Genomic DNA, 12,577 nt, shown 5'->3' on the forward strand with positions numbered 1-12,577 from the left:
ATTTTTAGCGCAAGGAAAGTGGACTTTACGACCAGCGGCGGAACAAGGCGCTGGCATTCACCCCGCCGAAGCCGAAACCGTTGGTGATCGCATAGTCCATCACGACTGGCCGCGCCGTGTTGCCAACGATATCGATGCCGTCGGCGGCCGGATCAGCCTCGTCGAGGTTGCGGGTCGGTGGCGCGATCTGGTCGCGCAGCGCAAGGATAGTGAAGATCGCCTCGAGCCCGCCGGCGGCGCCGAGCAGGTGGCCGGTCGCGGATTTCGTCGCGCTGACGGCAATACCGCCATTGCGGCCGAAGACCGTGCTGATGGCGGCGATCTCGCCTCTGTCACCGACCGGTGTCGAGGTCGCATGCGCGTTGAGATGCCTGACCTCCGAAGCCGGGATCTTCGCCTGCCTAAGTGCTGCCTCCATCGCCCGGCGAGCGCCGTTGCCGTCTTCGGGTCCTGAGGTCATGTGGTAGGCGTCCGCCGCCGTGCCATAGCCGACGAGTTCGGCGAGCGGCGTCGCACCGCGGGCAAGCGCGTGATCCAGCGTCTCGATCACCAGGATGCCTGCGCCTTCGCCCATGACGAAACCGTCGCGCGCCGTGTCGAAGGGCCGTGACGCCAACTCCGGCGTCTCGTTGAAGCCGATGGAAAGGGCACGCGCAGCGGCAAAGCCGCCGAGGCTCACCTTGTCGATGCAGGCCTCGGCACCGCCGCAAATCGCCACATCCGCTTCGCCGGAGCGGATCAGCCGCGCCGCATCGCCGATTGCCTGGACGCTGGCCGCACAGGCCGTCACCGGAGCCCCGAGCGGCCCCTTGAAGCCATACCGGATGCTGACCTGGCCGGCGGCGAGGTTGACGAGGAAGGAGGGCACGGTGAAAGGCGAGAGCCGCCGGACTCCACGCGTTTCGCCGATCCGCACCGCTTCGGCGATCGCCGGAAAGCCGCCGACGCCCGACGCGATGATCGTTGCCGTGCGCTCGCGCTCGCCTTCGACGGTCGGCATCCAGCCGGCCTGCTTCACCGCTTGCTCCGTCGCCGCCATGGCGAAGTGGATGAAGCGGTCCATCTTCTTCTGGTCCTTCGGCGTGATGTAACGGTCGGGATCGAAACCAGCCTCTGCATCCTCAGCGATATCAGGGACGATACCGCCGACCTTGGCCGAGAGCTCGCCGACGATATTCTCCGCCAGCACCCTCAGCCCCGAACCGCCGTCGAGAAGGCGCTTCCAGGCGAGCTCGACGCCGGTGCCGAGTGGCGAGACAAGTCCCATGCCGGTGACAACGATGCGATCCATTGTATTTTCCTCTCTATCCGTCGATGCCGAGATACCAGGCGCGCATGCGGGCGATCCGCTCATGCACCTCGTCGTCGGCGGCGGGACCTGCAAGCAGGCTGGTGTTTTCGGGTGTCACTTGTTCGCCGGTGCGCGCATCGACCAGCATCGTCTCGCGCTCCCTGCCGGAAGCGGCATCGCCCAGAAGAAAGGCGAGATCCTCTTCCGGGATGTGCCGGCTTCCCCAGGAAAACAGCGTCATCAGAACAGGAAAGAAATCACGGCCCTTGTCCGTCAGCAGATATTCGTAGCGGGCAGGGCGCTGCTGGTAGAGCCGCCGTTCGAACAACCCCTTTTCCGTCAGATGTCTGAGCCGCCGAGTCAGGATGTTCGGCGCCACGCCGAGGCTTTTCTGGAATTCGTCGAAGCGCGAAAGCCCCTGAAAGGCATCGCGCAAGATCAGTATGCTCCACCAATCGCCGACGCTGTCGAGCGCGCGCGCCGCCGGGCATTTGAAATCGCTGAAGCTCGTTCGCTGCATGGCTGATGTCACTACAGCAGTGACTATCATCATGCAAGTTACTTCCAAAACAGCCGCAAACTTTTGCGCGAATGTTTTAGATCGCGTCACCCTCGAAAATCCGGGCAAGCAGTATGCCGGCAACGAGCATGCCCGCTGCCACGAAGATCGTGTCGCCCGGCGTGCCGATATAGAGCGGCCCGACATTGGCAAACAGCAGGAAGGCGATCAGGAAATTCGCCCAGCCCCAGACGACATTCGCTGTCGGCGAGCCGAGCTTTGCCCCTTGCGCGAAGGGGATGCGGAAGCGCCGGCCGCTGACCCCGTTGACGAAATGCGGGATGCCGTTGGTCAGAAATGCCGCGGCGATGAAATGGACGATATAGGCGATCCAGGGCAAAGGCTTCTCCTGACTGCACGGGTGGCGTCACCGGAGAATGTGGGCCGGTATTCCGGCTCCGGCAAGGGGAGGAGACACGACTGTCCATGACGCTGTGGGTCCGCCCCCCGGAAGGAGACGGGCCGACCGGCTCAGACAAGCAAGAGATCTTTGAAGTGAAGTGCGGCGGAATTGTCGAGATCGGCGACATGGATTGCCCCGCCTGCCGCGCTTCCATCCGCATCATAGGATAGGATGCCGCTGGCCTGATCGTAGATCAGCTTGTCATCAGCCTCGAGCGCCTTCGTTCCCAGAACGAAATTCTCGGCCGAAAAGCTCGATGGCTTGAGCCCGGTGAAAATCCCATCGTCGAACACCAGCTTATCGCCTGCGGCGGAAGAGAAATCGACGATCTTGTCAACGCTTGTATTGCTGGGCGTCACATCGAAGACGAAGGAATCGCCTCCGCCTCCGCCCGTCAGAACGTCAGCACCGATCTTGCCGATCAGCTTGTCATTGCCGAGCCCGCCGATCAATCGGTCGTTCCCTTTCCCGCCATTGAGGAAATTGTTTCCGTCGTTGCCCGTGAGAATGTTGGCCGTATTGTTGCCTGTCGCGCTGAGATTGGCCGTCCCGGTCAAAGTGAGGTTTTCGATCATTCCGACCGTATGTTTCTGATCGGCCAGGCTGAAGGAGATAGAAGCTCTGACGGTGTCCGTACCGCCGCCTCGGCTTTCGTCGACGATTTGGGAGGGGCTGCTCACGGTGAATATGTCGTTGCCCGTACCGCCATAGATATGGCCGGTCGCCGGTGGCGGCGTGCTGGCACTGCCGCCTTCGATGTCGATGATAACAGGATGGTCGACGACATTCACCGTCAGGGACGAGACATTGCTGAGGCTTTTGATCGCCGTCGTTCCAGTCAGGGGATCGAAGACCTTCACGGAGCCGAACGAGGTCCCGAGATTGACTTTGACGGCTGTCGTCGCGGCCTGAATGGCCGTGTCAGAGGACTGGTTCCAGATATCGGGCTCGTTCCAGATGATGATCTGGTAGCTTCCGTCCGATTTTTCCGTGAGCAAGCTGCGGGCAGAGGACGGCAGGCCGTCAATCGAATAATTGAGGGTTCCCGCGCTGAAGCTCGCCTTCTGAGCGCCGTCGTCGGCAAGGATTTCGGTCAGATTGTGGATCGCCGTCGCCGCCGGCTTGGCCGAATAGTCGAGATGAAAAAGGCCGAAATGCTTTTCCTGATTGGTGCCCTGCGGATCGGAATAGGCGTCCAGCAGCTCGTAAATGAAGGTCTGTTTCGAGCCGAGTGCCGCGCCGTCCATCAGCGTATTGAGCAGGAGCTTTGCCTGCGTCGCCTCACTGACGCCTTCCCAGCCGCCATTGGTGTCGGCGGTGAGCGAGGTGTGGTACCCGGTCTCGGTGATCGCCAGCGGCTTGCCTGGATCGGCAGCGCGCTGAACGCCGGATTCTCGGGAAAGCCACGAGAATGGCTGGTCGCCATCCTTCGCATAGGTGTGGATCGTCGTGTAGTCGGAGGCGGAAGCGACCGTATATCCGGTAAAGCCGAGGACCGGGATATTTTTCAGTAAGGGATCGGCATTGACGGCGGCAGAGAGGTCTTTCTGATAGGCGAGCGCTGCGGCCTGGCCGCTTAGCCCCTGATAGCTGACCGGCCAGTTGTTGACTTCGTTCGGACCTTCGATGCCGACGACCGATCCGGGATGGGCTTGCACGAAGGCATGCAGCCGCTGGGCGACAGTGGCGGGGTCGACTTCGCGCTGGGCGCTGAAAACGAATTGCACGCCGGCTTCCGCGGCATCGCCGAGATGCGTTTGGCCGTTGGGGTCGGAGGCGGAGTTGGGGGCGTGATCGCGAACTGTATCAAGGCCAAGATAGTCGAGAGCCTTAACAACTTCTCCGACATTGGAATATTTTCCGTCGGTGTAGTCGATATGCGTGTCAATTCCAAAGGAACGAATAATATCGTTTATTCTAGCGGCTTGAGCCAAAGTTTTCTCCCAGTTTATGAGGGAATTGGCGATGGGAATTTATTCTTCACGTTTCTGATGCCAATTCGATTTAATACACGAGGAGGGCCGTGCAATGATGCCCGTTAACCATGATAAATTGTCCTGAATGTGGCCCGCGCCGGATCGGTTCTTAATGCCGAATATGTGCTTGCATTTTTGCATCCAGCCGGCCGATGATTTCCTCGACAACCGCGAGAATATTATCGGCGAGGCGGAAGGCAGCGGCGCAGGGATGCTCAGCTGTTGTCGCGATCTGATCGCGCTCAGCATCCATCAGGATGCCATTCGCTCGCGCAATATCGCCATTCCCCTGGTTCACGACGAAAATCGGGTGATTGCCTTTCATCGATGGGATGACGGCGAGGATCTCCTTGTCGTGGGGTCGCTGAACGACACTCCCTTCGAACACGGCCACCGGCTGCACTGCGAACGTATGGGGGGTGACGTCTGGGAAGAGATCTTCAATACCGATGCTGATAAATATGGCGGCTGGAACGTCGGCAACGGCGGCGGAAGAATTAGAGCCACAGCAGGAGTGCTCGATGCCGTGCTGCCGGCATCAGGCGTTCTGGTCTTTCGCAGGCTGTGACGCGCCACGCCCGGAGCGGTCAGACGAAGCCGAGCGGCAGATTTTCGACTTTCCTGTCATTGCCGTAATCGCGCTCATGCGGCGAGCGACGACGGCCGTCGCCGCGAGCGGACAGATCGATCCGGTTTTCGGCGAAGATCCCATCGGGCCAGGTGCCGGTGTCATGGCAATCGGCGTCGAGCTTGGGGGCAAGGATTTTCAGGATCATCGGGGGTTCCTCCACGGCGCACCATCAACACTCGAAAAGGCCGTCTGGTTCCGTTTATAAACCCCGAATTATTAATAAATTAACCATAAAGCTTAAGGGCGGGTATCGCCTTATCGATCCCGTCATCCTCGCAAGGGCTGACATTAGTGGACGATTGATGACGAGGACATCGATGCCAGCATCCCCTCGGTCGCCCGGATCAGCCGCGCTGTACGCGCCATCACCTCGGTTCCGGCCTCCGTCTCGGCAATCGCGGTTGCCATTCCGTCCAGTCCGTCCGCCACCTGGATCAGTTTCGGCAGCATATCGGCGCGTCCGACCGCCTCAGTCGATCTGGCGAGCTTACGCAGTGCCTCCGAATAGCTCGATATCAAAGCGAGTTTCTGGTCTGCTGGAATATTGGAGAACGAGCGATTCTCCGAAGGCGATAGCGGCGATCTCGGCATGGATGCGACCTGTTGAACTGCCTGTGAACTCGTATAGGCGTTTTTTGTTCCGAGCCGGTCCATTTGCAGGGTGACCCATCGCCTTGCGCGGAAATGGCGTTGACGTGGAACTCCGGACCTGGATGGCCGTTGAGTGCATGAACACAGGAGGTTTCCATGCAGCTGATCGATACGCGAGTGACACAGGCCGGCGACATCTTCACCGTAGAATTTTTAGGCGAGGGAGGAGAATCGATTACCATCAAAATCGACAACTCCCACGGCGAGCTCGACAATACGACGGCGGTCGATCGCGCCAAGGTCATGATGGTTCAGATGACCGCCTTTGCCGGCGCGGAAGCAGACGGCAGCATCAATCGCTACGATGCCTTGAGCAACGGCAATTTCGACGAAGGCAGCAAGGGCTTGATCGGCCAGCCGAGCGCGCGCTCGGCCGGCGACAAGCAAACGCTGGAAGAGGAACTCGATGAGGGCCTCGAGGACAGCTTTCCTGCAAGCGACCCGGTCTCGGCAACGGTGTCGTCCATTCCCGCCAACGCACCACGGCATTGATTTCGCCGCGATCTCAATTCCAAATGCAGGCGAAGGCTGCCCCGGTTCCCGCGGGCAGCCTTCTTCTTGCATGACAGATTGATGTCAAAACTGAAAAACAGCTGAAAACTTCAGCTGTGTGATTGACATGGGAGCCTTCTAGAGAGGGCACGAGAAGGGAGCGCCCGTGACGCGCTGCCGACGTCTCGGAGACGCGCCCATGAAAATCATTCAGATCACCGACACCCACTTCAGCCCAGACAAGCCGCATTTCAACGGCAATTGGGCGCCGCTTTTGAGCTGGATCGAAAAGACGGGCGCGGACCTGATCGTCCATACCGGCGATCTCACCGTCGATGGCGCCGACAAGGACGCGGATATCACCTTTTCGATGGATCTGATGCGCCAGGTGTCGATCCCGATGCTGATCGTCCCCGGCAATCACGATGTCGGCCACCTCAAGGGATCGGACCAGCCCGTCAATGCCGAGCGGCTGTCCCGCTGGCGCAGCCTTGCCGGCGACGACCGCTGGCTGGAGGATGCGGCCGGCTGGCGGTTCATCGGATTGAACTCGCTGCTTCTCGGTCATGAGGATGACGAGGAGGAGGCTCAGTTCGAATGGCTCCATCAGGCGCTCTCCGACAGGGCAGGGCGGCGCGTGGCGCTGTTCGCGCACAAGCCGCTCTTCATCGATGCCCCCGACGAAGGCGATACCGGATATTGGAGCGTTCGCCCGGCTCAGCGCCGGCGGCTCTATGATCTGATCGCGGCTCATGACGTGGCGCTGTTTGCGAGCGGCCATCTCCACTGGGCCTGGCAGGGGCGCTTTGACAATACCCAGCTGACATGGGGTCCGTCGGCCGCCTTCATCATCGACAAGATGGAGCGCGAGATGCCGGGCGAGCGCCTGATCGGCGCAGTCGTCCACGAATTCGATACGACAGTCGAAAGCATGATCGTCGCCGTTCCCGGCATGACCGCGCATGTGCTCGATGATGTCGTGCACGAGGTCTATCCCCAGGCGGTGAAGCAGCGGGAACCGGCCGAATGAGCGCGCTCTCGCTTCGCGGCATCACCAAGGCTTTCGGCGGCAACCAGATCCTCGACGGCGTCAGCCTGGATGTCGCCGCCGGCGAATTCATCGCGCTGGTCGGCCCTTCCGGCTGCGGCAAGAGTACGCTGTTACGCGTGCTTGCCGGCCTCGATCATGCCGACCGCGGCGAGATCCTGATCGGCGGGCAGGACATGTCTGGCGTTCCGGCCGCCGACCGCAACATCGCCATGGTCTTTCAGTCCTACGCGCTCTATCCGCATTTGACTGCCTCTGAGAATATCGCCGTGCCATTAGCGATGCGCCGGCTGTCGAGGATGCAGCGGCTGCCCTTTATCGGGTCGTTGATGCCGGGCCAGCGCGCCACCCGCAGGGCGATCGCCCGCGACGTCAGGGATATGGCTACGTCGCTGAAGATCGATCACCTGCTCGACCGCAAGCCCGGCCAGATGTCGGGAGGCCAGCGCCAGCGCGTGGCGCTTGCCCGCGCAATGGTGCGCCAGCCGAGCATCTTCCTGATGGACGAGCCGCTCTCCAATCTAGACGCCAATCTGCGCGTCCACGCCCGCGGCGAGATCGTTGACCTGCATCGCCGCGCCGGCGTGCCGACGCTCTATGTCACCCACGACCAGGCGGAAGCGCTGTCGATGGCGGACCGGGTCGCTGTGATGATGGGCGGAAAGTTGCTGCAGATCGCCAGCCCCGAGGTCATCTATGACGATCCCGCCCATATCGAGGTCGCCCGCTTCATCGGCCAGCCGCGCATCAATCTGCTGCCGGCCTTTGCCGAAGGCGGCGTCATTCTCTGCGGCGGCCTGCGCCTGACGCTCGAAAATGCACCCGACAGAAAGATGCCGGTCACGATCGCCATTCGCCCCGAATTCGTCTTTCTTTCCAAGAGCCGGCATGACGGCCTTGCCGCCCGGATCGAACGCGTCGAATTCCTGGGCTCCGAAGTCATCCTCCATTGCCGGCTCGAAGCGATCGGCGAGACTATCGTCGCCAAGGTTCAACCGGCCGAAGCCTCCGGCCTTGTGGCCGGAGATCCGGTCGGGCTGCGGCTTTCGCCCGGCCGGACGCTGATCTTTGCCGAGGACGGCAGCCGGCTGGCCGGCGGCGTTACAACGGGTGATGCAGGGCTCGGCGCTGCCGATGCCGGGCTCGCCAGTGGCGATGCAGGGCTCGCCAGTGGCGATGCCGGGCTCGCTGCAAGCGATGCCGGGCTCGCCGATAGCGATGCCCGGCGGGAGAGGGCGCATGGCTAGCATCGTCTCCATGGCCGTGCCGCAGGATGCCGCCGTTGCGCATCAGCGCAGCGAGGCCCGCATCGCCTGGATGCTGGTGATGCCGGCGATGGTTCTGCTGTTCCTCTTCGTGCTTTTGCCGGTTGTATCAGTCATCGTGCTCGGCTTCACCGATTTCGAACTCGGCTACGGCAAGTTCCGTTTCGTCGGCTTCGAGAATTACGCGCATCTGATCACCGACCGCACGTTTCGCAAGTCGCTGTGGAATACGACGGTGTACACGGCGATCGTCGCACCCGTCTCGATCCTTCTCGGCCTCGGCATCGCCATGCTGATCGAGAGCGAGACGAAGGCGCGCAGCTTTTTCCGCACTGCCTATTTCCTGCCGGTCGCCTCGCTGATCGTCGCCATGGCGACCGTCTGGCAATATATGTTCCACCCCACAATCGGCCCGCTCAACGCGCTGCTGGCCCTCGTCGGGCTTCCCGGCCCGAACTGGCTCGGCAGCTCCGGCACGGTGCTTTACAGCCTCTCGATCATCGGCGTCTGGCAATCGGCCGGCTTCAACATGGTGCTGTTCCTCGCCGGACTGACGGCGATCCCGCGCGAGCTTTACTTGGCAGCCGAGGTGGATGGCGCCAGATCCTCCCTCGACCGCTTCTTGCTCGTAACCTGGCCAATGCTCGGGCCAACGACGCTCTTCGTCATCACCATCAGCATCACCAATTCAGTCAAGGTCTTCGAGACTGTGAAGACGCTGACCGAGGGCGGCCCGAACAAGGCGTCGGAAGTGCTGCTCTTCACGATCTACCAGGAAGGCTTCGTCTATCTGCGCGTCGGTTATGCCTCGGCGATGACGGTGGTCTTTCTGCTGATCCTGGTGGTGCTGATGTTCCTGCAGTACCGCGTTCTCGATCGCCGGGTGCATTACACATGATGACGAGCGCTTTTTCCCCCGGCAGGATCATCCGCCTGACCCTGCTTTCGTTAGGCGCGATCATCTTCCTCTCGCCCTACGTCTTCATGATCTCGACGGCTGGTAAGGCCCAGAGCGACATCTTCACCTCGTCGCTGTCGTTGATCCCAGCACACTTCACCTATGCCGAGAATTTCACCAAGGCTTTGAGCCGGGTGCCGATGGCGCAGCTCTTGTGGAACGGTGTCGTCGTCTGCGGGTTGATCTTCTTCTTCCAGGTGCTGGTGGCGATCCCTTGCGCCTATGCCATGGCGAAGCTGCGCTTCGGTGCTGCCCGCGCCATGATGGTGCTTGTCATGCTCGGCCTTCTGGTACCCATCCACGCGACCGCGCTGCCGCTCTATGTCGCTTTCGACCGCGCCGCGCTGCTCAACAGCTATGCCGCCCTTGTCGCGCCCTTCACCATTTCGGTCTTCGCGATCTTCATGTTCCTGCAGTTCTTCCGCGCCATGCCGGATGATCTGATCCACGCCGCGCGTCTCGATGGCATGTCGGAACTCGGCATCGTCGCCCGCGTCATCGTGCCGAATGCCTGGCCGGCGGTCACCGCCTTCGCCATCTTCTCGGTCGTCGCCCATTGGAACGATCTCTACTGGCCGCTGATCGTCATCAGCAAGCAGGACTATGCCACGCCGCCGCTCGGCCTGATGTATTTCCGCGCCGCCGAGGCCGGCGACGACTACGGCGCGCTGATGGCGGCGACCCTCATCATTACCCTTCCCCTCGTCATCGCCTTCCTGCTTGCGCAGAAGCGCTTCGTCGAGGGCATCACCATGACCGGTCTCAAAGGCTGACCGGTTTCAACCCAGGAGAACGAGCGATGAAACATATCACCCAGCTTCTCGCCGCAGCGGCCGTCTCGATGGCAATCGCGCTTCCCGCGCATGCCGAGACGACGCTGACGGTTCACTACCCGATGCCGGGCTTCTTCAAGGACGTGATGGACACGATCTCGAAGAAATTCATGGAAGAAAATCCCGATATCAAGATTCAGTTCGCCAGCCCGTCGGCCACCTATGAAGAAGGCATCCAGACGATCCTTCGCCAGGTCGGCACCAGCGAGATGCCCGATATCACCTTCATCGGCCTCAACCGCCTGCGCATGCTCGACGAACGCGACGTCGCCGTCGACCTCGGTCCGCTCGTCCAGAAGGACGGCAACATGGCCGAGCAGGGCTTTTCCGACACCATCCTCAAGCTCGCCCAGGTCAAGGGCAAGCAGGTGGGGCTGGCTTTCGCGACCTCCAACCCGATCATGTATTACAACGCCGATCTCGTGAAGGCGGCCGGCGGCGACCCAGAAAATCCGCCGAAGACCTGGGATGAGGTCATCGCGCTCGGCGGCAAGATCAAGGCGCTCGGCAATGGCGTCGACGGCATCGATTACCGCTGGCAGGGCGACGACTGGATGTTTTCGGCGCTGCTCTTCGGCGCCGGCGGCAAGATGCTGAGCGATGACGAAAGCAAGGTTGCCTTCAACGGCCCGGAAGGCCAGAAGGCCGTCGAGGTCCTGCATCGTCTGGTCGCCGAAGGCGGCATGCCTGTGTTCACCAAGGCAGCCGGCGAACAGGCTTTCGCAGCCGGCAAGGTCGGTTTCGAATTCCAGACGACAGGCGCGCTGCGCAACACGATCAAGAATGTCGGCAACAAGTTCGATCTGCGCACCGCCAAGATCCCGCTGATCGATCCGGTGAACGGCCGTCTGCCAACGGGCGGCAACGCCGTCGTCATCCTGACGCATGATGCGGCCAAGCAGGATGCCGCGTGGAAGTTCGCCAAATTCGCCGCCGGCCCTTATGGCGCTTCCGTCGTCGTGCCCGGCACCGGGTATGTCCCGAACAACGAGCTCGCCGCGAAGTCGGCCGATTATCTCGGCGATTTCTACAAGCAGAACCCACTGTTCCAGGCAGGCCTCGGCCAGATGCCGGTGATGATCCCCTGGTATGCCTTCCCAGGCTCTAACGGCGTCAAGGTCACGCAGACGATCGTCGACAATCTCTCGCGCATCGTCGACCAGTCGGCCGAGCCGAAGGAAGCGCTCGATGACGCAGCCGCCGATGTCGAGGGCATGCTGCCGCGCAGCTGATCGGCTTCCCAATCGGGAACAGAGCAGGGCCGCCACGCCGAGCGCGTGGCGGCCTTCCTGTTTCGCAAGCGTCAGATAGCGCGCACGGTGCCGCCGCGGCGAAGCGTATAGGCGACGTCGAGATGGCGGGCAGGGGCGGCATTCTCCGCCATGTCGAGAAGCAGCGAGGCGGCCGTTGCCCCCATGCTGGCATCCGGCATTTCGATGGTCGTCAGCGGTGGATCGATCAGCCGGCCGATGGCAATGCCGTCGAAGCCGGCGACCGAAACATCCGCAGGCACCGACAGCCCCTCGCGCTTCAGCGCGCCGATGACGCCGAGCGCCAGGAGATCGTTGGAGGCGATGATCGCCGTCGGCGCAAGCGAAGTCATCGCACCGCCAAGATCGAGCTGGTCATAGCCGCTGACGAACGGTATCTGCACGGCATCGAGTGGTGTCAGCCCGTTCTCGGCCATGGCGTCGAGATAACCGCGGTAGCGAAGGCGGGCGCGGTCGGAGGCGGCGAAATTGCCGGAGAGAAACAGAATGCGGCGATGGCCCATGCCGATCAGATACGTCGCGATCTCGCGGCCCGCGCCGCGATTGTCGGCAGTAACGGCCGCCGGAAACTGCGCTGTCGGCAGGTTGTTGAGCAGCACCGTCGGCGGGAGCTTCGCAAGCAGCGCCTGGCTGGTCGATGGATCGCAGACGGTGAGGATCAGCCCAGTCGGCCGGTCGTTCAGCAGTGCTGCAACGGCATCGGCCTCGCGCGCCGGATCGTAGTTCGACTGCGCGATCAAAACGCCATGGCCGGCCACCAGCATGCGGTTCTGGATGCTCGACAGCGACGAGGCAAAGACCGGATTGGTGATGCTCGGGATCAGCACGCCGACCACGGGCCTGCGGCCGAGCCGACCGACTGAAAGGCCGGCCGGGCGATAACCGAGCTCGGCGGCGGCGCGGCGCACCTTGCGCACCATCAAATCGCTGGCGGGGCCGTTGCGATTGAGAACCCTGCTTGCGGTCGCCAGCGAGCATCCTGCCCGGAACGCGACCTGCTCCAATGTCGCCATCGAAAACGCCTCCTGCTAACAGCATCGAGGCGCAATCCCTTAGGCGGGTTCGATGACAGTGGTCTGGCACCCAGAGCGTGATGCCGAAAAGTGTGAGCGGTTTTCGGACAACATCATGCTCTAACTCTTTAATTGAGAGCAGGATTCAGATTTTATGCCGACCAGGCCTAAAATCATTCTGTTCTA

13 protein-coding genes and 1 pseudogene are annotated in these 12,577 nt (G+C 61.8%); 7 read left to right on the forward strand and 7 right to left on the reverse strand.

Annotated features, from left to right (window positions below; translation table 11 throughout):
• Positions 1-25: 25 nt before the first annotated feature.
• The 4 genes from fabF to A6U98_RS03415 form a co-directional block, all read right to left on the reverse strand.
• Positions 26-1,291, reverse strand: coding sequence for a beta-ketoacyl-ACP synthase II (gene fabF, locus A6U98_RS03400; protein ID WP_064648076.1), 1,266 nt, complete (start codon positions 1,289-1,291; stop codon positions 26-28).
• A gap of 13 nt (positions 1,292-1,304) precedes the next feature.
• Complete coding sequence (locus tag A6U98_RS03405) at positions 1,305-1,811, reverse strand: helix-turn-helix domain-containing protein (protein WP_064648077.1); 507 nt, start codon at positions 1,809-1,811, stop codon at positions 1,305-1,307.
• 76 nt (positions 1,812-1,887) lie between these two features.
• The gene (locus tag A6U98_RS03410) at positions 1,888-2,190 is read right to left on the reverse strand and encodes a hypothetical protein (protein ID WP_064648078.1); all 303 of its coding nucleotides are present in this window, start codon (positions 2,188-2,190) and stop codon (positions 1,888-1,890) included.
• 131 nt (positions 2,191-2,321) lie between these two features.
• Positions 2,322-4,187 (reverse strand): calcium-binding protein, encoded by a 1,866-nt coding sequence (locus tag A6U98_RS03415; RefSeq protein WP_064648079.1) that lies wholly within the window; start codon positions 4,185-4,187, stop codon positions 2,322-2,324.
• Between the two features lie 193 nt (positions 4,188-4,380).
• On the opposite strand from A6U98_RS03415, the pseudogene A6U98_RS03420 reads away from it, so the two are divergent.
• Positions 4,381-4,797 (forward strand): annotated as a pseudogene (locus tag A6U98_RS03420) (alpha amylase C-terminal domain-containing protein); the annotation flags it as partial.
• 19 nt (positions 4,798-4,816) lie between these two features.
• On the opposite strand, the gene A6U98_RS03425 reads toward A6U98_RS03420, so the two are convergent.
• Both A6U98_RS03425 and A6U98_RS03430 read right to left on the reverse strand, forming a co-directional pair.
• Positions 4,817-5,005 carry a hypothetical protein gene (locus A6U98_RS03425; protein ID WP_018445339.1) on the reverse strand — a complete coding sequence of 63 codons (189 nt, stop codon included), beginning with the start codon at positions 5,003-5,005 and terminating at the stop codon, positions 4,817-4,819.
• Positions 5,006-5,148: 143 nt separating this feature from the next.
• Positions 5,149-5,451 carry a hypothetical protein gene (locus A6U98_RS03430; RefSeq protein ID WP_197496337.1) on the reverse strand — a complete coding sequence of 101 codons (303 nt, stop codon included), beginning with the start codon at positions 5,449-5,451 and terminating at the stop codon, positions 5,149-5,151.
• A gap of 156 nt (positions 5,452-5,607) precedes the next feature.
• Between A6U98_RS03430 and A6U98_RS03435 the strand changes: the two genes are divergently transcribed.
• From A6U98_RS03435 to A6U98_RS03460, 6 genes are all read left to right on the forward strand, one after another.
• A complete protein-coding gene (locus tag A6U98_RS03435; RefSeq protein WP_064648082.1) occupies positions 5,608-6,003 on the forward strand; it encodes a hypothetical protein in 396 nt (131 codons plus the stop codon).
• Positions 6,004-6,202: 199 nt separating this feature from the next.
• Positions 6,203-7,033: a metallophosphoesterase gene (locus A6U98_RS03440; RefSeq protein ID WP_064648083.1), complete on the forward strand. Its 831-nt coding sequence runs from the start codon at positions 6,203-6,205 to the stop codon at positions 7,031-7,033.
• Positions 7,030-8,298, forward strand: a complete 1,269-nt coding sequence (locus A6U98_RS03445; protein WP_064648084.1) for an ABC transporter ATP-binding protein — start codon at positions 7,030-7,032, stop codon at positions 8,296-8,298. The genes A6U98_RS03440 and A6U98_RS03445 overlap by 4 nt, the downstream gene beginning before the upstream one ends.
• Positions 8,291-9,214, forward strand: a complete 924-nt coding sequence (locus tag A6U98_RS03450) for a sugar ABC transporter permease (RefSeq protein WP_064648085.1) — start codon at positions 8,291-8,293, stop codon at positions 9,212-9,214. Before A6U98_RS03445 ends, A6U98_RS03450 begins: the two co-directional genes overlap by 8 nt.
• The gene (locus A6U98_RS03455; protein ID WP_064648086.1) at positions 9,211-10,047 is read left to right on the forward strand and encodes a carbohydrate ABC transporter permease; all 837 of its coding nucleotides are present in this window, start codon (positions 9,211-9,213) and stop codon (positions 10,045-10,047) included. The genes A6U98_RS03450 and A6U98_RS03455 overlap by 4 nt, the downstream gene beginning before the upstream one ends.
• A 26-nt stretch (positions 10,048-10,073) precedes the next feature.
• Positions 10,074-11,339 carry an ABC transporter substrate-binding protein gene (locus A6U98_RS03460; RefSeq protein WP_064648087.1) on the forward strand — a complete coding sequence of 422 codons (1,266 nt, stop codon included), beginning with the start codon at positions 10,074-10,076 and terminating at the stop codon, positions 11,337-11,339.
• A 71-nt stretch (positions 11,340-11,410) separates the two neighbouring features.
• Here A6U98_RS03460 and A6U98_RS03465 read toward each other — a convergent pair whose 3' ends face one another.
• Positions 11,411-12,391 carry a substrate-binding domain-containing protein gene (locus A6U98_RS03465; protein WP_064648088.1) on the reverse strand — a complete coding sequence of 327 codons (981 nt, stop codon included), beginning with the start codon at positions 12,389-12,391 and terminating at the stop codon, positions 11,411-11,413.
• Between the last annotated feature and the right edge of the window lie 186 nt (positions 12,392-12,577).

Source organism: Rhizobium sp. WYCCWR10014, assembly GCF_001657485.1.
Classification (GTDB): domain Bacteria; phylum Pseudomonadota; class Alphaproteobacteria; order Rhizobiales; family Rhizobiaceae; genus Rhizobium.